Genomic DNA, 20288 nt, shown 5'->3' on the forward strand with positions numbered 1-20288 from the left:
TTTATTTGTGCTAAAATATTATTAAATGACAATTATTAATAAAAATATAAAATATCGTTATGTATATAGTGCGCAAATGTTAACTATATATAAGTGTATACTTGTTTTGCAGTGTTGTCAAGAATAATAAGGGGTGAAATTTTTTGGATAACAACAAGGGAGAGAACGCTGTTGAGCAATTAGCCCAATTAACGATGCTTCTTCAGAAGAAGATTGCGAGGACTGTAATGCATCATTCTAAGGTAGACCTTAGTTCTTTGCAAATTCATGCATTGGAAACACTTAGAGGAGAGAAGATCGTCACAATGACAGTGTTAGCAAACGAATTACGGATGCCTAAAACCCAAACAACCCGTATTGTCGATAAATTAGTTTCTCGCAAACTTGTTCAGCGAGAATATGATTCAACCGATAGGCGAATTATAAAAGTAAGTCTTACCGAAGCTGGTTTAGAGTTATTAAATTTTGTGGTAAATGACGCTATCGAAATATTGGCTGACAAACTCAAGTCTTTGGATGAGAAAGACTTGTCGGTTTTAAGCAGTACTGCAACCAGGATGATCGAGGTTGTCAAAGCGTTGCCTTTATGAAATGGTAAAGAGTTTTAAGTTTTTGTATTCGAATTTGACGAAATCTTGGAATTTAACAAGCGGCATTCTTAAAAGGAAGGGGCTGCGGAATGCAGTATACCTGCCGGATAGGCTGGCGGGAATTTTTTCTGTTTTGCGATGAGGGGCGTTGGTTTGTGGAAAAAAAGTAATAGTTGCCCGGTGGTTTCGGCTGCCAGGCTTTTTATTTGTTTTCAACCGCATGGAGTGTCGCTAACCCCCATCCCCATGACACGTCCTGGTAATCTTTTACTACGGAGGGGAGATTCAATGAAGGGGATAAAAGGGGACGTTCCTGTGCACCAAGAGGCGCACAGGGTATAGCGGGTGGGAATCCCGCCTGGGAAGGCCTAGCCAGCCACTCGGTATCTAGCCTTGGGAATTGGATAAGGTAAATAAATTATCTATCATAGCACACATTGAGTGTGAACATTAACAACCCGAAAACTTATACTTTCCGATCCCATAAAAAACGGCAAGGTTCAGAATTTCTGAAGCCTTGCCGTTGCTGTGTTTTAAATGGCGCGCCGGGTACTATAATACTTTGTTTAAAAGTGGTATTCTCCGGATGACAAAGTGTGTTATAGCAAAACATAGCGGTATACAAATGACGCATAACATGACCCATTTAACTATTGGTAATAATGCTACAGACCCAAATAACAGAGCGACCGCGACAATAATCGGGGGATGAAACATATAAACAGCAAAGGAATTATCTGACAGTGTCTTGACAAATCTGCTTTGATAATTGAATTTTTCTCTAAATACGGCGATCAGCCCGATGCTCATGGAAACTGCCACAAATGATTCCCACAGAGAATATACTGCGCTCTCCCAGGTCACCCCTCCGAAAAGGGCGGTCATTCCCCCTGGCACAGCGCTGGCTCTCTTTGTCAAAACCAACCAAAATAGCAAGCCCAGGACAATACCACAGATAAGCCATCTTTTACCGGTCTGATAGCCGATCCTTGCAAACAGGTTGTTTCTGTAAGCTACAATACCCACGATGAACAGTACGATATACGAGGCAAAAAAACAGAGTTGCATATTCAAAATATTTGTTCCGATCGGCTCGACGGTCCTAATTAGAAATGCACATACGGAAATAATCAGGATAAGGATGACTGCATTGATCAATGATGGCCTGACTCGCTCCCTATCAAAAACAGGAGCAGTTTTTCGCGAAATCAGGCGCACCAACCCGTAGAACAACGAAAAAATGAAGAGCGCTACTGCAAACCACATCACCCCGGTGCCTGACAAAAAGTTAAAAATATTAAAACCGTTCATCTTCCCACCCAGCTCTACTAACCCGATAAACGGCGTAATCACCGCCATATAGATTAGTGAGGGGATGAGCAAGCGATTAAAACGCTCTCCGACGAACTTTTTAAAACCCTTCCGGTCGAAGCTCCCTGCAGCAAAATAGCCGGCAATCATGAATAAGAGTCCCATGAAATATCCTTGTTGAAAGGATAAATAAAATCCGAACCCAATTCTGGACAATAAGTTTAAAGGCCTTCCTTCAAAATAGTACCAACTGCCGTAGCCAGAGTACGTCACTGCTAGATGATGCATGACAACAAACACGATCATCAAGAGTCTCAGGTTATCAAGATACCGGAGTCTTTCCTGTTTAACTCCCACAGTACACTACCACCTCTCCAATTTTTCATAAAATTAGTTGCCGAAAGGGAATCCCCCCTCCAAACCAAAATTTTATATATTATACTTGTTATTAAACCACGTTTTATGATTAATTCAAGTGACTTTGCCTCAAACATACACTTTAATGCCTTAATTGTCACTCCCCGAAAAATAGGCCTTTCTGATATAACCCCATTTAGCGTCCTCCCCTGACACGTAGGATTGTTTTTCTATCGTAATAAACTTCTGCCTTAATCTGTAGAATTTGGCAGGAGTTTTGTTTTATATGGGAAATAAAGGTTGTTGTAGGCGTTTAGATAAACGAAAATGGTCATAGTTTTTCGGAAAATAGGTATAGTTTTAAAAGCGTAAAGGGGTGTCGCTAACCCCATCTGGTAATCTTTTATTACGGAGGGGAGATTCAATGAAAACCTTATTGTTTGCTCTAAAGGGATTTGAAACTATGGAATTCAGTGTTTTTGTTGATGTTTTAGGATGGGCTAGAAACGACTATGGATATGAGGTGCCGGTCGTTACATGTGGATTTCAAAAAGAAGTAACCAGTACTTTTAATATTCCAATTTTGGTTGATAAGACAATTGATGAGATAAATGTTAATGATTATGCGGCATTGGCAATTCCAGGCGGTTTTGAGGAATTTGGGTTTTACGAAGAAGCCTATAATGAACGATTTTTGAATCTTATTCGTGAGTTTGATAAGCAGGGGAAAATAATTGCTACAATTTGCGTAGCGGCGTTGCCTGTGGGGAAAAGCGGGGTGTTAGCGGGGCGAAAAGCCACAACATATCATTTGAGGGATGCATATCGCCAAAAACAGTTAAAAGAATTTAATGTTGATGTAGTAAATGAGCCTATTGTCGTTGATAAAAACATCATTACCTCATATTGTCCTGAAACTGCTGCTGGCGTAGCGTTCAAACTTTTAGAGAAGTTGATTTCTACAGAAAAAATGGAAATTGTAAAACATGCAATGGGCTTTTAAATGAGACATTGGTAAATTTACTGATGCATGCCTAGTTTTCGGTTGTATATTATCTTTAGGAGTAAAGAACGGAAGTATTAGATACAGAACGTTATTAAAAATTGTTAATGAGACGGAGTTAATGACAATTGTGTCGTCCCCTTGACACGCCCTAGATTAGAAAAAAAAGGAGAACTATGTCGTGGATAGATATAGTTTTCAAAAGGCAATAAATGAAGATGTTGATGAAATTTTAATACTTATACAAAAACGTATAAATTGGATGGATGAAAATAACATAAGTCAATGGAATAAAACGAATTATCTTAAATACTATCCCAAAAACTATTATGAAGAATTAGTATCAAAGGGTCAGCTTTATGTTGTTAAATATGGGAATTTAAATAGTGTTATAGGAGCATTTGCATTATTAGAACAAGATAAGTGTTGGAATGACAGTTCGCAAAGTTACTATATTCATAATTTGGTTACCGACATAGGGGTTTCTGGCAGCTCCTAACCTTTGCTGTGGAGAAAATGCGCCGCAGGTAATTCCGAATTTAAACGAAGATCAGAGTATAGATAATTTGTTCCAGCAAATTATCTATTTTTCTTTTGTTTTAGTTGTTAAGGAAATCCATCTCTTCTTTTGCGAGAAAAAACTTTAAACCCGAGAAAGAATCCGCGGTTTGGGCAGAGGTGGTGTGCTTTAATAGGGAACATCCGTTTCATGAGAGTTGCGCGCCGTGAGATGCGCTTCCACTTGACCCTGACACGTGAGCTTGTTTTTCTATCATAATAAACTTCTGCCTAATTCTGTAGAATTTGGCAGGAGTTTTGTTTTTTTATGGGAAATAAAGGTTGGTATAGGCGCTTTAGATAAACGGAAATGGTCCTAGTTCTTCGGAAATAGGTATAGTTTAAAAGCGTAAAGGAGTGTCACCAACCCCGTCCTCCCCTGACACAACCTCTGGAAATATTCGTTATTTGCAAAGGCTTTTTTGCTATACCCTTTTTGAGTAACTATTTAAAAAAAAGGACTTGACTGAAGTTAGCTGGTCTTTGACAATTCCTTGACAAGCCTTATAAAAAAGTAGTATTATACAAAACAATATCAAATTCGCTGTAATTTTAAAATATGGACAAAGAAGGGGTATAAATTGGCATATTATTTTAGCGAACCATCCCATACGTTTGGCGAATACTTATTAGTTCCGGGATATTCCAGCAAAGAGTGTATACCAAATAACGTAAGCCTAAAGACTCCACTGGTAAAATTTTCAAAATTTGAGGAACCAGTAATCACCATAAACATACCGCTGACCTCAGCAATCATGCAAGCTGTATCAGATGATAAAATGGCCATTGCCTTGGCAAAAGAAGGTGGCATTTCTTTTATCTATGGTTCTCAATCAATTGAAGATGAAGCAGCTATGGTGGCCAGAGTAAAAAATTATAAGTCCGGCTTTGTTGGCAGCGACTCCAATATTAAACCAACCACAACTTTGGCGGAAATCCTTGCGCTAAAAGAAAAAACCGGACATTCTACTATGGCTGTTACCGATGATGGTACACCTACCGGCAAATTAGTCGGTATCGTAACAAGCCGTGACTATCGTGTCTCTAGGATGAGCAAAGATACCAAAGCCGAAGAATTTATGACGCCGTTCAGCAAATTGATTTATGCTAATGCGGATACTACATTAAGAAAAGCAAATGACCTGATATGGGAACATAAATTAAACATGCTGCCGTTAATCGATAAAGATCAACGTTTGAAATATATGGTGTTCAGAAAAGACTATGCGGATAACAAGGAAAATAAAAACGAATTAATTGATGCCAAGAAACGATATATGGTAGGTGCCGGTATCAATACCCGCGATTATGCCGAGCGCGTTCCGGCGTTAATTGAGGCAGGCGCTGATTTGTTTTGCATTGACTCTTCCGAAGGATTTTCTGAATGGCAGAAAATCACCTTAGAATATATCCATAAAAATTTTGGCCCGCAAGTTAAAGTGGGTGCCGGCAATGTAGTAGATAAAGAGGGTTTCTATTTTCTAGCAAAGGCTGGCGCTGATTTTATTAAAGTTGGTATTGGCGGTGGTTCCATATGTATTACACGCGAACAAAAAGGTATCGGGCGCGGCCAAGCAACCGCCCTGATTGATGTTGTTGCCGCCCGGGATGAATATTTTAAGGAAACAGGCATATATATTCCTGTCTGCTCGGATGGCGGTATTGTCCATGATTACCACATGACATTAGCATTAGCTATGGGCGCCGATTTTCTGATGCTTGGTAGATATTTCTCACGTTTTGATGAAAGCCCGACCGATAAAGTAGAGATTAACGGTAACTATTTAAAAGAATATTGGGGTGAAGGTTCAAACCGCGCTAGAAACTGGCAGCGCTACGACATGGGAGGCGATAAAAAACTGTCCTTTGAAGAAGGTGTAGATTCTTATGTCCCCTATGCTGGCAGTCTAAAAGATAACCTTAATCTCACTTTGAGTAAAGTCCGCTCTACAATGTGCAATTGCGGCTCATTAAACCTAAAAGAATTTAAAGAAAAAGCTAAACTTACCTTAGTATCTTCAACAAGTATCGTTGAAGGCGGTTCACATGATGTTATTCTTAAAGATAAATTTTCTCATGAATAAAAAATCTACAGGGGACGGGGTTAATGACAACTGTGTGTCGACGCCCCCTTGACACGTCTGTCATTTCTCCTCCTGCACTCCAAGAAGAAATCAAACGCCGTTTAAGCAAAATAAATTCCTGCTATAAAGGTGACATATAGTTGTCACCTTTTTTGTTGTAGAATATCAAACAGAAGGAGGGGACAAACAATGAAAAAAGAAGTACTGGTATTTATTTTCGACGGATATGCCGATTGGGAAAGCGTATTGCCAATGGCACGGCTACATTGGAGTTTGCTAAAGAAATCTTATTGTTGCTGAAAGCGAAGCCGGAAGCTGCTGTTTTAAAATGGTATAATACAAATAAGTCCGGCTTTTATCGGTCATAAAAAATAGAGCCGTTTCCTCATAGCGACGGGGAAACGGCTTTTCTCCTATAAAAAATTACCTAGCGTACGAAATCCGCGTTTTGCTGGTGAGACCCCCTTTAGAGAAGCTGACTTCTACAGAAAAAATGGAAATTGTAAAACATGCAATGGGCTTTTAAATGAGACATTGGTAAATTTATTGATGCATGCTTATTTTTCGGTTATATATTATTTTTTGGACGGTTCTGTTAATCTGGGCGGTTTTTTGAACACGCAAGAAGAACGGGAGTATTATGAAAAAATAATAAGAAGCGAGAAAAAAGGGGCCTTAATAATATAGTGAAGATGATTATACAAAACCAGCCAAACCAATCCCCCAATTTACTATACACTGATTTCCCTTCACCAAGTTGTAATTCTCCTGTTAAAAGAGTCTCACCTTGGGCCGCATCCGTTGAACTCATGCCTATAATACGCCCCTTACTGTCGGTTAAGGTCAGTAATCCCCATTGACCGGCTCGCGCTATTGCATAGTTGCCTTCAATGCCGCGCATGATGGCGACCCTCCCATGAGCCCAAGCGTCATCATGAAAGTCTAGTGCGGGGACAAACATAATATTTATGCCTTGCCGACTGTAATCTAAAGCCGGATGAATAAAATCCATATCTTTGCAAATTTCTATACCCCAAGTACCCAACGATGATGTTTTTATCAGTCCCAAGCTGCTGCCGGAAGTAAACTTATTTTCGAAAGGTGGCAGAAGGTGCTGTTTATCATAGCGCAATAATATTTCTCCGCTCGGTGAAAATACAAAAGCGGAGTTAAAAAGATTATCATTTTCCGGGTAATTTAGTCCGACAATCAGATATGTTCCATACTGCTTTGCCGTATTTCGAAAGTGTTGTAGCAAATCGTACTGACTTGAATCCGATAAGGTAAATATTTTTTCAGGCAGCAGTACGACATTTGCGCCTTTTTGGGCGAGAATTTCAATATCCCTCGTGTATTTCTCCAAGAAAGTCAATACTTGCCGGGGATCTTTGTTTGCTTCAATAGAAAAATATTGCTTCAAGGTTGTGGGCTCTGCAACTATTCCGATTTTAATACTTGGACCTGACGAAGCCAGGTCCAAGTGGTAGGTCCCGAACAGTATTGTCAAGACAAGCAAGCTAAATGGAAGAATTAAAATTTTATTGCTAAGCGGACGATTTTGACGGAAATGCCAGGCGGTTGCTATACCAGCGGGAATGAGAGACAGTAAAAAAGTAATACCCCAGATACCTGTAAGGGAGGCAATCTGAATAATAGGCAAATTTGTTATTTGCGTGTAGGCAACACTAGAGATAGTCCCGTGACGTGAAAAAAGGGAGGTGATAAATTCATAAGCCGTAAAACCACTGGCAAAAACCAAACTGCTGGTCCAATGTTTATATTGGATCGTCATATAACGAAATATAGCAAGAATGATGCTAAAGGCTATTGTTCCAAGAATATTTCCGTAAATTATGGCTGTAATCAATGTTATGGGATAAGAAGATTCTGCAAGAAAAGCCGAGTTGCCAATAAAATATGCGAAAAATGCCACACAAATAGTAGAAACAAATGATGCATTTAATGCGTAAATACAAAGTGGCAATGGTGCCAGCCATATCAGCATCCATAGGTTATGAGAGCCTGTTGAATAATGGTAGGCGGCAGAACTTAGGGCTATTGCAACAATGAAATTTAATATCCGGTTAACATGAATTTGACTGGTCATGTTTGCACTCTCCTGTTACAGGAATATAAAAATGATACTCGGAATTGGGGTTGTTTGGAATAAAGGATTCGGTAAACAATTCGAAATCATAATTGCTGGTAGGAGTAAGGCCGGTTTCTGGAAGCCATACAGTGTATATCTTTTTCATAACGGAAGGGATATCGTCAATAATAGATGGGATAGTATAAACAGCATATTTACTTGGTGGTATTTCGATAGAAACCATACCTGGGGGAATCGTACCGGCACTTTTTACTTCAACAGATGCAATATAAGTTATTTCTTCCGTTTTCTTTAGTTTGCCGGAATATATTTGTAAGCCATAGTAGTTATTGCTGGCAATATTCTCGATTTCACCTATTCGTAAAGCCAATCTATTCCAAAGTTTTGGTATTTCCCGATCTTTGTTTTTTACGTGATATTGTATTCCTAGTAAAGAAAAGCCATCTTTTTTTATTACAATAGGTTTAGTTTCTTTTGGCGTTACTTTTATATCCAAAATGTCCTTGGTAAACCTGATTGCATCTAAATTAGCAAAATGAACTTTGTTTCTTCGATATGTATTAGGGGTTAATCCATACATATTTTTAAAAGCCCGTGAAAAAGATTCTTGAGACATGTAGCCGGAAGATAGTGCAATACTGATGATAGGATCGCGGGTATTAATTAAATTACTAGCCGCCATGGTTAGCTTTCGCCTTCGTATGTATTCGGTCGGGGTATTGCCGGTCAGCATACTAAAGATCCTTAGAAAATGAAACTTTGATAAGTTGACAGAGGAAGCAATGTCATCAAGAAAAATATCGCAGTCAAAGTTAGTTTCAATATAATCAATAGCTTTACAAATATCGTCTATATAACTCAATATATCTACCTCCTCAATACCATTATATTCTAAATTCGAGAGTATATTTTGATAGTAATTGCTATTTTTTCTAGGATGTCACCAACCCCGTCAGACTGTGTGAAAAGTAATAACTGTTAGGGGGACGGGGTTATCGACACACAAGTGTCGATAACCCCGTCCCCCTGGTACTAAAAACAAGGATGTTAACTTGGAACGAACTCATTTTTCCGACTTTCTTTTTGTTTGAAGGCAGATCGAATCATTGTTATACCGGTAAAAACGATTACGCACACGACAATCCATTTAAGCATAGTTAGTGGTAATGATTTGACAATATATGCGGCAATAAGTACTCCGGCTGAGCCTAAAAGTGTAATCCACAGACTGGCTTTACGGTCATAAGCGCCTTCCTTGATGAATTTCATACTGGCAGTAGGTTGTAAAAATGCGCATGAACCCATCATAATTGGGAAAGCAACCCGGGGACTGAGTCCTAAAAGGTAAACTAAAGCCATGCAAGGAGCGAATAAACCAATGCCAATAGTCATTAAAGCACCTAGTATAAAATTGCCGATAATCCCCAAAATAAATTTCGAACCGGTTAATTCAATGGCCTCGCCGCCAACAGGCATTACTCCAAGAAGACCTGCTGTGATAATACTTGCTACTATCAATAAAGACGCTCCCATATAAAGTTGGACCTGCTTTTCCGGCAAGCGCGAGACCAACCCGGCCCCCAGAAAGGCACCTACCATGGATGCAGCTAACATGCTGATTAATGTAATCGGTTCAACTTCAATGATTGTCATGAAAATTAGAGCTTCCAGGATAACCGGTATGCAACAGCTTACATTGAGCGTACCTGGAATAATCCGATCAGGTACTAATTTGAAAAATTTAAAAAAGGCCGTTAGTTGGGCGAAGCTTCCGATACCCAGTGTGTCCAAAAAATTTGCAATAAAGCCGATGGCAGAAAGCGTGAAAGGGCTGGCGTCCGAAAATGTATTTCGGTTTTTGTATAGATCCCGGAACAGGGAAAGGGAAAAGAAACCTGTAATTGTAAGTAAACATCCGATAACAATAGATAACACCCATATTTCCCCTCTCGACATGTATAAATTAAAAAAGACCTTCTTAAGATAACATCAAATGAGCATTGTTGCAATAGTATTCATTAATAAAATTCGCTTTAGCTGTTAACCCGGGGACAATAAAGCTGTGATTGATAATAAATTTGCCGATACGGATGGTTCCGGAACGGTCAAAGCCAGATCGCTTGGATATGTTTGGCAATACAAAATAACCGTATCTTACAGGGGACGGAGTTAATGACAACTGTGTGTCGATAACTCCGTCCCCTCGACACGTACTCCCCACGGTCCGGAACGCCTGGAATCGAATATACATAAGATAAACTAGATAAATCGAGGGGAGGATTTTATGTCTACATTAAGCGATCTTTGCTCAGAATTTGCCAATATATTGGGTGGAACACCCAAATTTCAAAATGGAGTCTGTTCCGTTGCGATTTCACGAAAAAACATAAACGTCACCATTGAGGGGATTCCCACCCAAATTCCACTTGGGACTTCATTTTCATTTCAAATGATTCCCGGCACGAATAAGGCACTTAATCTAGGGGATGTGGTTCTGCTCCAGGAAGAAGTACCGGTGGCAATCCGGTTTCTCTATAATCAGGGAATTATGGTATCTGCTTTACACAATCATTGGCTGCTTGACGAGCCTCACCTTATGTATGCGCACGTCCAGTCCATAATGAATCCCCTTCATTTCGCACGGGCAATAGCTAGAGTTATGAATCCGGCGCATCCTGAGTCTGACAATTGCATGGAATGGGAAGAATGCTAGTTTAAAAAATGAACCGGTCATTTCCTAGTTATAGATAGGAATGGCAGGATCAAGTATTATTACAAAATGAGAAATAACGCCATCTGATCATTTATTGGAATATTATGTAACAAGACGCACATTTTCGCATTGATTCTGATAACCTCGTGGTTCTATTTTTCTGTATAAAAGGAATAACGAAGGAGGATTCAGCATGGATATCTTTTGCCCGAGTGTAAAACCGTATGAGTGTTTAAACTTGTGTCGGGTGCAGTTTTGGTTAAGAATCATGAAAGAGCATTCCCTGTTTATGAAACTGGGTTTCGCCTGTAAAGATGCCGGGCTTATTTGCGAGGCAGAACAATTTTATGGTGAGTTTGCCGCCTTCGAGAAAGAGGCTCAGTGTATCGATTGCGATGAACAATTTATGGCCTTTGTTGAAAAGATTATAGTCGCTGTTAAAAACTTGTTTGCCTTTAAGCGGCATGTATTACATTTGATTGTCCATTGCGAGATTGGGGGATATAACTATCCATTATTGATCGACCATCTTTCCCGTGAGGCAATGTACTTTCTGAAATTGCTCGAAAAAATACAGGATGGGGATATGAAACATCCTGTGGATTCCATTGTAAGCGACAACGTGTTCTGGCTCAGGCATATGGCGGACCATGCAAGATTCATTGCCGGACTGCTCGACCCATCAGAACGTGATTTCGTCGAGAAAGCAAATGATTTTGCTGTTCAATTCGAAAAATTACAGCTTCAAGCGCGTGACCTAGATAGCATGTTATGGCATTCCGCTCCCGATAATAACCTTGTACGATTTGAAAAAGATGTAACGAAGGCTACGGCTAAATTGCGTGACTTTAAAATGGCTGCTAGAGATTTAATTGCCGCATGTAAAATTGTCTCCCTTATTCCCCCTCTTTTGGCAGACCATGTTCTACGGGAAGCCGAATATTTCTTACAAGTTCTCGAAACGATTCAGCAGGATTTAATGAGTATAGAGGAATCACCAATCAAGGTGTGTGACTTTTAGAGGGAAAGCTCCCATTACGCTGAAAATGGCACAAGCCTGAAAAACAAGCGTCAGCAACCTGACGTTTGTTTCGTTTCTGAGGTTAATGTGGTAAGCGGAGGCATGTCAAATGCATTGATTCTAAATTCTTACTTGCAAACAGTAAGGGAGAAGGTTATACCATAGATATAATTAGTAATGATAATTATTATCAAAACAATTGAAAGGGGTGTGAAATGTTACCGACGTTAATTGTGACTCTGCGGGAAGGTTTTGAGGCTGCATTAGTTATTGGAATCATTCTCTCCTATCTCCATAGAGTTGGTCTCTCTAGCGAGAGTAAGAAAGTTTGGATCGGAACCATTACAGCAATAGTACTTAGTGTAATCGGTGGATTCGGCGTTTTTTTATTGCTGGGCAGCACAACCGAAGGCTTGTTTCAGCAGTTGCTGGAAGGTTTTGCAATAACGACTGCGGTTGTTGTACTTACTTATATGGTTTTTTTAGGGACCTTCGTCCTGTTTATTTGAAAAAAGGAGGAATATGGAATTTCATGAAGTAATAGGAAAATGGTAATTTTACTTTAGTAATACCTGTGCCAGCGGTAGTGGTGAAGTGGAGGTTTTTATGAAACGTATACATATGAAAACGATGGAGCAATTCCCCCAAATACCATGCAAAATACTCTGGGCAATAGCCATTAGAATGATATTAACATTGGTATTAACAATCTTATCCATTATGTATAGTGATTATAAACAAAACCTATATATGATAAGGGAAGTCAGTATGTTTTCTTTACTCGTAGGTCCATATTTAATAGCTTGGGCAATTTTATGTTTTAAGAGAAAGCTGGGTATGCAGTGCTTAGTTATTGTTTCCGGTTTTGAATTTTTAGTTGATATGATCAGCCTTATATTTAATTATCAGGTATTTGGTGAAACGTTAATTTCTTATGTGCAAATGGGAAGTGGCTACATAAATACTCCATTTAGCAGTTACGTTTTTTTATACCTAGGAACTAATTGGAAAACAATATGTAATCCGGTAGAAAGTAATTTAAATAACAATAGTGCAACGTTAAGCAGTGATGATAAGAAATTCTATTATAGTGATTTGCTTGCTACTTTCCTGATAATAATTTTAGGTATTTGGGCTTATGGTAGTTTCAATTTAGGCGGGAACGATAATTTTAAGTTGTTTGCACTAATAATATTATTAGAAGGGATTCTAATTAAATTAAAATGTTATTGGAAATGGATTGCCATTACAATTGGAGTTATGTTAATGAGAGAAGCTCTAGGAGCAGGATTTAATACTCTTGAAGATATAATTTTGGATTTTTTAAAAGCGATCTATCCAGTGGGATATGGTGCATGTATGTTTTCAGTAGCTGTTTTGGTTTATGTGATAAAAAGAAATATAAAGGTGGAGTAATAAAAATGGCTACTTCAAGATATGAATTAATAGTTTATATTGCTGAATGTTTTTCGCCATGCATAAAGAAAGATGGAACAGAATCTTTCTCTAAAGTCGGACATGCATGGATTGGCTTAAAGGATACCCAAACAGGATTAAATGAAAACTATGGCTTACATTCAAGTGTAGATGATGAAAATAATTTACCAGGGGTTATCGATAAAGAAACATTGAAATTATTTAAATGGTCATTAGTTACTGCCCAGAATGCAGATTCCTATAGAGACGTAACTGTTAAGGTAATTACTGCTGATCAAGACTTTAGAACCATACATTTTCCGAATGCCTTTATAATTGATTATAACGAGAGATATTTCGATAGTTCAGGTATGGGTGAATTTTCACTGGTTTTACGACAGAAAGCTGATAAATTTACTGATGTACAGGCTGAATAAGTTAACATATATATGTTGTCAACATATAACGTAAGACGAATTTTCTATAAGTATGCCTTTTGGAACCTGTCCCAGTGTCCCTCTGTACACTCGATACGGAGTCTGTACCGCTTATGGGTAGACGACCAGGACCAAGCTCTCCTTTTTTGCTTTTCATAAAAGAGGAGAAGATTATGGTTTTAAGAGAGCTTGACGCTCGAGGGTTTTTCTCCGTCCCCTTGACACGCTATTTGTGTCGCCGCGGTAGCGGCGAAATGGAGGTTAGAATGAAGGTAGGTTTGGTACGTCACTTTGAAGTTGAATGCAAACTTCCAGGTATCAGCAATTTGGTGACTCCTGGTCAATTTCAGGAGTGGCTGCATGAATATGAAATGTCTGACATTATAGAAGGCAACATTGAGCCTAGCGCGATTATATGGGAAAAATGCTATTCCAGCGATCTGCCTCGCGCATTAAAAACGGCACAAAAAATATACAGTGGCCAAGTTGTTGAAACAAAAGCATTAAGGGAGCTTGTTATATGTCCGCCTACGGATAGAAACATTAAACTGCCGGTTCCATTGTGGCTAATTTTAGGAAGAATGGCCTGGATGCTATCACATAAATCACAAATTGAAAGCAAGCTATTGTTTGAAAAAAGAGTAAAGTACATTCTGGAAGAATTAATTCTAAAAGAAGATAGGAATGTTCTTTTAGTAAGCCATGGATTCATAATGATGTTTCTACGTAAAGAGCTCATAAAGCGGGGTTTTATCGGCCCTGGTTTTGGAAGAGCGAAAAACGGAAAGATTTACGTGTATGAAAAATGATGGGTAGCCGGGTATGAGTTACGATTCGTTACCTTTGTTCATATGAGTTATTGTATAAAGTAAAATTACGCAACAAAACTACCACCTTTGTATTAAGGGTACCGAATTCCGCAAATAGGGACGCTATGAAAGCGGGAAATGTCGATAACTCCGTTTTCCTGACAAACCAGGAAAATTGTTAGAGGGACGGGATTAATGACAAGCGTGTCGACAACCCCGTCCCCTGTAAGTATAGGCGTTTTAGATAAACAGAAATGGGCATAGTTTTTTGGAAATAGGTATAGTTTAAAAGCGTAAAGGGGTGTCACCAACCCCGTCTCCCTAACACAACCCAATCTTACTGATGAGGTGGTAAGCATAAAAAAAAACTTGTCAGGAATGTCATTAAAAGAATTGTGGGAGTTGTTTCCAATTATCTTAAAAGAGCACAATCCCAATTATAAAGAATGGTATAAAACCGAAGAAAGACAACTTTTTAATTGTATCAACAATGAGTATATAAAACGTATCAACCATATTGGAAGCAGTGCGATAGAAGGACTACTTTCAAAGCCGACTGTGGATATTTTATTAGAGATAGGAGATAATTTCCACATTGTAAATTTAATTGAAATCCTAAAAACTAATGGCTGGATACTTATGTCAAGTAAGTATGAGCCAGATTTGAGACTTGTGTTTAATAAAGGTTATACACCGTTTGGATTTGCCGAAAGAGTATATCATCTTCATGTCAGGTATCTGGGCGATTGGGATGAATTATATTTTAGAGATTATCTAACAGATCATCCTGATATCGCCGTCCAGTATGGAAATCTCAAATTGAAGTTGTGGAAAGAATACGAGCACAACAGAGATGGATACACAGAAGCAAAAACAGAGTTTATTAAGAGATATACGGAAAAAGCCAAATTTGAATATGCAGGTAGATACATACCTAAGTAATATCTGTCAATAACTTGTGAAAATGTCACCTCGTAGTTAAGCCTATTTGCATAGGAAAATGGATTCCAGCATTGCTAGAATGTCTTTGTCGGTGTCTTCGAAGGAGACTTTTTTAATCAAGGTATGGCCGTATTTACAGCAAGCTCATCACCCAGTGGAAATTGTTAGTGACGGGTTTAATGACAGCTGTGTGTCGACAACCCCGTCCCCTGACATCTATTTGCACTTCCTCTGCAGTTATTCTTACCTTTGCAATTTTTTTAATCCCGGTTTGAACATTCAGGAATAAACTATCTATTAAGCCCAATACACTTACGCTGCCATGCTCACCGAGCAATGTGGGGGGACTCAGGCGAAATGCAGGCTGGGGAAGCTAAGTTAAGAGTACTAGGAACAGGCTTGTGAAAGTAACAGTCAAGGTTGTTGTAGGCGTTTTAGATAAAGGAAAAAAGGAGATTAATATATTGTTATAATTTAAACGATAACCATATCGAAGCGGCTGCTAAGCTTGCTTTGGCAGAATACCATGAGGAAAGAAGTGCGGTGCCGCTATTGCCGGATGGCGAATACTATGATCTTTTTTGCAGCATGCTTTTAAAAATGGTTGATCATAACTTGGGAATCGTTGCAACAGAAGAACGGCAGTTAGTTGGTTTTTTAACCTGTTACGAACCATGGAATAATCATTTTGGCACTGCAATGGGCACATTTTCGCCAATTCATGCGCATGGCGCAATCAAAAATAACCGCAAACGGATTTATTCGCAAATGTACCAACAAGCTGCTAAAAAGTGGGTGAAGGCCGGGGTCTTAAGTCATACAATTGCGCTATATGCCCATGATACAGAAGTAGTGAACACCTTTTTTGGGAATGGCTTTGGATTGCGGTGCATTGATGCGATTCGGGCTGCCGCTTCGGTCACATGTGATGAATTTCCGGACTATTTTTTTGGTGAACTTCCCATCGAAGAGATCGCTCAAATTGTCCCATTAAAAAATCTGCTTATTGAGCATTTACAAAGTGCTCCGATATTTATGCCATGTTTCTTTAGTTATGATGTTGCTGATGTCAAGCAAGAAAATGAGCGCCGCCAGTCAAGGTATTTTATCGCTAAAGACAATAATAAAACAATTGCATTTATTGAAATCATGCAGTCCGGTGAAAATTTTGTTTGTGATTCTCCGGAGATGATAAATATATGCGGTGCCTATATGTTGCCGGAGTACCGGGGGAGTGGTATTTATACAAAATTACTCGCGGTGCTGCAGGAAAAAGTTAGGGCGGAGGGGTATACTCTTTGCGGAGTTGATTTCGAAAGCTTAAATCCTACGGCGAATGGCTTTTGGTTGAAATATTTCACTGCCTATACTTATAGTGTGGTACGGCGGATTGATGAACGGATTTACCGGACTTAATTTTTTTACTGCAGCTATATGTCTGGTAGTTCGTAAGCGTCATAACTGGTAAGGGCGGGGTTAATGACAACTGTGTGTCGACAACCCCGTCCCGTTGACACAACTTAGTAAATAGAATTATAAATGAAGGATGGTTGATTATGGAGCAGAGCATAGTCATTGAAACACCTAGGCTAATCCTTAGGGAAATAACCATTGATGATTATTTGAGTATATCAAAAATTCTACAAGACATTGAAGTCATGTATGCTTGGGAGCATGCCTTTTCTGATAAAGAAGTCACTGATTGGATTAATGAAAACATTATGAGATACAACAGAGATGATTATAGTTATTGGGCTGTGATTGAAAAGCGCATTGAAAAATTAGTTGGTGTTTGTGGAATAATCGCGGAAAGCGCAGATAATGAAGATTATATTGGTATTGGTTACATATTCAATAAAGCATTCTGGCATCAAGGCTTGGCTTTTGAAAGTGCAAATGCCTGCAAAAGCTATGCTTTCCGTACTTTGAAAATTTCTGAATTAACTGCGCAGATTAGACCTGAGAACTTAAGTTCCAGAAAAGTAGCTGAGAAACTTGGCATGGCTGTTATTAAGCAGTTTAATCGTTTGTATAGAGGCGAACAAATGCCCCATCTTTTATACGGATGCTCGCATTAAACTGTTAGGGGGACGGGTTAATGACAAATGTATCGACAACTTCGGCCTCTGACACCTGGCCACCTCTGCACGTCCGGGCAACCTAATTGAGAATTATTTTTGGACCGTCAACCTTTGCCGAGGTTGGCGGTTCTAGTGATAAAAATGGATTTCTATTGCATTTTTGCGAAAAATCAGGGTATAATAAAAGCAAAGGTTAGTTAGCTCCTAACCTTTGCTGTGGAGAAAATGCGCCGCAGGTAATTCCGAATTTAAACGAAGATCAGAGTATAGATAATTTGTTCCAGCAAATTATCTATTTTTCTTTTCTATTCCAAATTGCGCTAATTAGAATTTTTAAGTATGGAAGCTTAAAAATGCAAAAATTCATCCTTCCTCGTTATAACAGCGGCGGTTCTGAAACGTGGGCTTGTTTTTCTATCATAATAAACTTCTGCCTTAATTCTGCAGAATTTGGCAGGAGTTTTGTTTTTTATGGGAAATAAAGGTTGTTATAGGCGTTCTAGATAAACGGAAATGGTCATAGTTTTTCGGAAAATAGGTATAGTTTTAAAAGCATAAAGGGGTGTCACGAACCTCGTCCCCCTCTTGCCATGCCATTTGTGTCGCCGCGGTAGCGGCGAAATGGAGGTTAGAATGAAGGTAGGTTTGGTACGTCACTTTGAAGTCGAATGCAAACTTCCAGGTATCAGCAATTTCATGACTCCTGGTCAATTTCAGGAGTGGCTGCATGAATATGAAATGTCTGACATTATAAAAGGCAACATTGAGCCTAGCGCGATTATATGGGAAAAATGCTATTCCAGCGATCTGCCTCGCGCATTAAAAACGGCACAAAAAATATACAGTGGCCAAGTTGTTGAAACAAAAGCATTAAGGGAGCTTGTTATATGTCCGCCTACGGATAGAAACATTAAACTGCCGGTTCCATTGTGGCTAATTTTAGGAAGAATGGCCTGGATGCTATCACATAAATCACAAATTGAAAGCAAGCTATTGTTTGAAAAAAGAGTAAAGTACATTCTGGAAGAATTAATTCTAAAAGAAGATAGGAATGTTCTTTTAGTAAGCCATGGATTCATAATGATGTTTCTACGTAAAGAGCTTATAAAGCGGGGTTTTATCGGCCCTGGTTTTGGAAGAGCGAAAAACGAAAGATTTACGTGTATGAAAAATGATGGGTAGCCGGGTGCGAGTTACGATTCGTTACCTTTGGTTCGGATTCATATGAGTTATTGTATAAAGTAAAACTACGCAACAAAGCTACCCCTTTGTATTAAGGGGACCGAATTTCGCAAATAGGGACGCTATAAAAGCGGGAAATGTCGATAACCCCGTTTTCCTGACAAACCAGGAAAATTGTTAGGGGGACGGGGTGAATGACAACTGTGTGTCGACAACCCCAATCCCCCTGAAAGGTTAAAGGAGGACCTGATGTTTACTGATAAAAGAAGTAAAAAGGTCATATTTGTAGCACACTGTATCTTAAATCAAATGCTAAGATTGATGCGTGTGCTTATTATCCTGGAATCATACGTGAAGTAATGAAGGTTTTTCTTGAATCAGATGTTGGACTGGTACAATTACCATGTCCTGAATTTTTATATCTCGGTCTTGATAGAGAAGCAATTCATGGAGAAAATACAACTATCGAGTCAGAAGATACTAGGGTAGCTCTTCGGATGAACGAAGAGATTGCTCAAGAGTTATGTCATCAAATAGTAAGCAATATTATTTATCAGATTGATGAGTATCGAAAGCATGGGTTTCAAATAGTAGGGCTTGTGGGGATAAATTGCTCACCGACTTGTGGGGTAGAAACAACCTGGTCAAATGATAGAGAACATTTGGGGCAGGGAGTATTTATAAAAATGATTAACGATGAGCTTGTAAAAAGGCAGATTTCTATGAAAATGGTAGGTATAAAGGCCAAAGATTCAAAGCAAGCCGTTATTGCTATAAAGGAAATACTATATAGTTAATTGCAGTGCAATCATTTAGGAAGGCAATTTATATGACCGGGAAACGCGGGGACAGACACTTTTCGCTTGAGTTAAAAATGACCTTTCAGAAATTGGTAGAGGGATATATTCGGATTCTTCAAAGTTGATAAAAGAAGAGGCAAGGGGACGTTTTTTGCTTCTTTCCAGTTACTTTATTTCTCCGACAAGGCGTCCGGATGCATCCAAAATACGCATGAGTAATAAACTTCTGCCCGAATATGTAGAATTTGGCAGGAGTTTTGTTTTTTATGGGAAATAAAGGTTGTTATAGGCGTTTTAGATAAACGGAAATGGTCATAGTTTTTTTGGAAAATAGGTATAGTTTTAAAGGCGTAAAGGGGTGTCACCAACCTCGTCCCCCCGACATTAATGTAGTGTACCGTCCCACAGAGTGAATGTTAGCACCACGCTGACGGTAATTTAAATCTAAAGCGACTGGTGCCGCCTCGTTTCATTTCTTGTTGGTGCCTTTCGCAGAAAGGAATGGTCTTTATTATGGAGCATGAATTAAGAGAATTAATCCAAAAATGTGACCTCGCAATACAACAAGAAGATTTTGATACGCTTATGAATTATTATACAGATGATGCAATTTTGGTTGTAAGACCTGGGATGATTGCACGAGGTAAAGAAGAAATCAAAAAAGCATTTATTGCCATTGCGAAATATTTCAATAATAGCCTTGTCCCGGCACAAGGGGAAATGGTTATTTTGGAAACCGGAGATACTGCGTTGGTTATTTCACAAGCCTTCCTTAAAGCCGATATAAAAGATTCAAAATATTCCATGGAAAGAAGATCAACCTATGTATTTAAAAAAGATTCGCACAATGCCTGGCTTTGTGCTATTGATAACT

General features: G+C 38.9%; 23 protein-coding genes. 17 read left to right on the top strand and 6 right to left on the bottom strand.

Going from position 1 to position 20288, the window contains the following annotated elements:
• Positions 1-143: 143 nt before the first annotated feature.
• The gene (locus LUCIF_RS15000) at positions 144-590 is read left to right on the top strand and encodes a MarR family winged helix-turn-helix transcriptional regulator (protein WP_122628699.1); all 447 of its coding nucleotides are present in this window, start codon (positions 144-146) and stop codon (positions 588-590) included.
• On the opposite strand, the gene LUCIF_RS15005 is transcribed toward LUCIF_RS15000, so the two are convergent.
• Positions 585-812, bottom strand: coding sequence for a hypothetical protein (locus LUCIF_RS15005; protein WP_122628700.1), 228 nt, complete (start codon positions 810-812; stop codon positions 585-587). The genes LUCIF_RS15000 and LUCIF_RS15005 overlap by 6 nt on opposite strands.
• 330 nt (positions 813-1142) lie before the next feature.
• Positions 1143-2258, bottom strand: coding sequence for an acyltransferase family protein (locus tag LUCIF_RS15010; RefSeq protein WP_122628701.1), 1116 nt, complete (start codon positions 2256-2258; stop codon positions 1143-1145).
• Positions 2259-2682: 424 nt separating this feature from the next.
• Here LUCIF_RS15010 and LUCIF_RS15015 point away from each other — a divergent pair, with 424 nt between their 5' ends.
• The 4 genes from LUCIF_RS15015 to LUCIF_RS27025 all read left to right on the top strand — a co-directional run bounded on the left by LUCIF_RS15015 (position 2683) and on the right by LUCIF_RS27025 (position 6271).
• Positions 2683-3261: a DJ-1/PfpI family protein gene (locus tag LUCIF_RS15015; protein ID WP_122628702.1), complete on the top strand. Its 579-nt coding sequence runs from the start codon at positions 2683-2685 to the stop codon at positions 3259-3261.
• Between the two features lie 181 nt (positions 3262-3442).
• Positions 3443-3760, top strand: a complete 318-nt coding sequence (locus LUCIF_RS15020) for a hypothetical protein (RefSeq protein ID WP_122628703.1) — start codon at positions 3443-3445, stop codon at positions 3758-3760.
• Between the two features lie 640 nt (positions 3761-4400).
• The gene (locus LUCIF_RS15025) at positions 4401-5903 is read left to right on the top strand and encodes an IMP dehydrogenase (protein ID WP_122628704.1); all 1503 of its coding nucleotides are present in this window, start codon (positions 4401-4403) and stop codon (positions 5901-5903) included.
• A gap of 233 nt (positions 5904-6136) precedes the next feature.
• Positions 6137-6271, top strand: coding sequence for a hypothetical protein (locus LUCIF_RS27025; RefSeq protein ID WP_279386964.1), 135 nt, complete (start codon positions 6137-6139; stop codon positions 6269-6271).
• A gap of 227 nt (positions 6272-6498) precedes the next feature.
• Here LUCIF_RS27025 and LUCIF_RS15030 read toward each other — a convergent pair whose 3' ends face one another.
• The 4 genes from LUCIF_RS15030 to LUCIF_RS27575 form a co-directional block, all read right to left on the bottom strand.
• Positions 6499-8010, bottom strand: a complete 1512-nt coding sequence (locus tag LUCIF_RS15030; protein WP_122628705.1) for a nitrilase-related carbon-nitrogen hydrolase — start codon at positions 8008-8010, stop codon at positions 6499-6501.
• Positions 7988-8875: an AraC family transcriptional regulator gene (locus LUCIF_RS15035; protein WP_122628706.1), complete on the bottom strand. Its 888-nt coding sequence runs from the start codon at positions 8873-8875 to the stop codon at positions 7988-7990. Before LUCIF_RS15035 ends, LUCIF_RS15030 begins: the two co-directional genes overlap by 23 nt.
• A gap of 185 nt (positions 8876-9060) precedes the next feature.
• Entirely contained in the window at positions 9061-9948 is an 888-nt protein-coding gene (locus LUCIF_RS15040) for a sulfite exporter TauE/SafE family protein (RefSeq protein ID WP_243638735.1), read from the bottom strand.
• Between the two features lie 43 nt (positions 9949-9991).
• Positions 9992-10264, bottom strand: a complete 273-nt coding sequence (locus LUCIF_RS27575) for an anaerobic C4-dicarboxylate transporter family protein (RefSeq protein ID WP_503100505.1) — start codon at positions 10262-10264, stop codon at positions 9992-9994.
• 33 nt (positions 10265-10297) lie between these two features.
• Between LUCIF_RS27575 and LUCIF_RS15050 the strand changes: the two genes are divergently transcribed.
• The 12 genes from LUCIF_RS15050 to LUCIF_RS15105 form a co-directional block, all read left to right on the top strand.
• Positions 10298-10726, top strand: coding sequence for a DUF1259 domain-containing protein (locus LUCIF_RS15050; RefSeq protein WP_122628709.1), 429 nt, complete (start codon positions 10298-10300; stop codon positions 10724-10726).
• Between the two features lie 193 nt (positions 10727-10919).
• Positions 10920-11747, top strand: a complete 828-nt coding sequence (locus tag LUCIF_RS15055) for a DUF2935 domain-containing protein (protein ID WP_122628710.1) — start codon at positions 10920-10922, stop codon at positions 11745-11747.
• Between the two features lie 215 nt (positions 11748-11962).
• The gene (locus LUCIF_RS15060) at positions 11963-12256 is read left to right on the top strand and encodes an FTR1 family protein (protein ID WP_122628711.1); all 294 of its coding nucleotides are present in this window, start codon (positions 11963-11965) and stop codon (positions 12254-12256) included.
• Positions 12257-12353: 97 nt separating this feature from the next.
• A complete protein-coding gene (locus tag LUCIF_RS15065) occupies positions 12354-13163 on the top strand; it encodes a hypothetical protein (protein ID WP_122628712.1) in 810 nt (269 codons plus the stop codon).
• Positions 13164-13168: 5 nt separating this feature from the next.
• Positions 13169-13600 (top strand): hypothetical protein, encoded by a 432-nt coding sequence (locus LUCIF_RS15070; protein ID WP_122628713.1) that lies wholly within the window; start codon positions 13169-13171, stop codon positions 13598-13600.
• 113 nt (positions 13601-13713) lie between these two features.
• Positions 13714-14409, top strand: a complete 696-nt coding sequence (locus LUCIF_RS15075) for a phosphoglycerate mutase family protein (protein WP_122628714.1) — start codon at positions 13714-13716, stop codon at positions 14407-14409.
• A 378-nt stretch (positions 14410-14787) separates the two neighbouring features.
• Positions 14788-15351 (top strand): GrpB family protein, encoded by a 564-nt coding sequence (locus LUCIF_RS15080; RefSeq protein WP_207857772.1) that lies wholly within the window; start codon positions 14788-14790, stop codon positions 15349-15351.
• A 588-nt stretch (positions 15352-15939) separates the two neighbouring features.
• Complete coding sequence (locus LUCIF_RS15085; protein ID WP_126720603.1) at positions 15940-16767, top strand: GNAT family N-acetyltransferase; 828 nt, start codon at positions 15940-15942, stop codon at positions 16765-16767.
• Positions 16768-16907: 140 nt separating this feature from the next.
• On the top strand, positions 16908-17429 hold the full coding sequence (locus tag LUCIF_RS15090; protein WP_122628716.1) for a GNAT family N-acetyltransferase: 522 nt from the start codon (positions 16908-16910) through the stop codon (positions 17427-17429).
• Positions 17430-18065: 636 nt separating this feature from the next.
• On the top strand, positions 18066-18614 hold the full coding sequence (locus tag LUCIF_RS15095) for a histidine phosphatase family protein (protein ID WP_165866017.1): 549 nt from the start codon (positions 18066-18068) through the stop codon (positions 18612-18614).
• A 293-nt stretch (positions 18615-18907) separates the two neighbouring features.
• Entirely contained in the window at positions 18908-19411 is a 504-nt protein-coding gene (locus LUCIF_RS15100) for a CD3072 family TudS-related putative desulfidase (RefSeq protein ID WP_370744767.1), read from the top strand.
• 516 nt (positions 19412-19927) lie between these two features.
• Positions 19928-20288: YybH family protein (locus tag LUCIF_RS15105; RefSeq protein WP_122628718.1), on the top strand; the 361-nt coding region annotated here is incomplete at its 3' end.

This window comes from Allolucifera butyrica, from assembly GCF_900476375.1.
Taxonomy (GTDB): domain Bacteria; phylum Bacillota; class Negativicutes; order Sporomusales; family UPPP01; genus Lucifera; species Lucifera butyrica.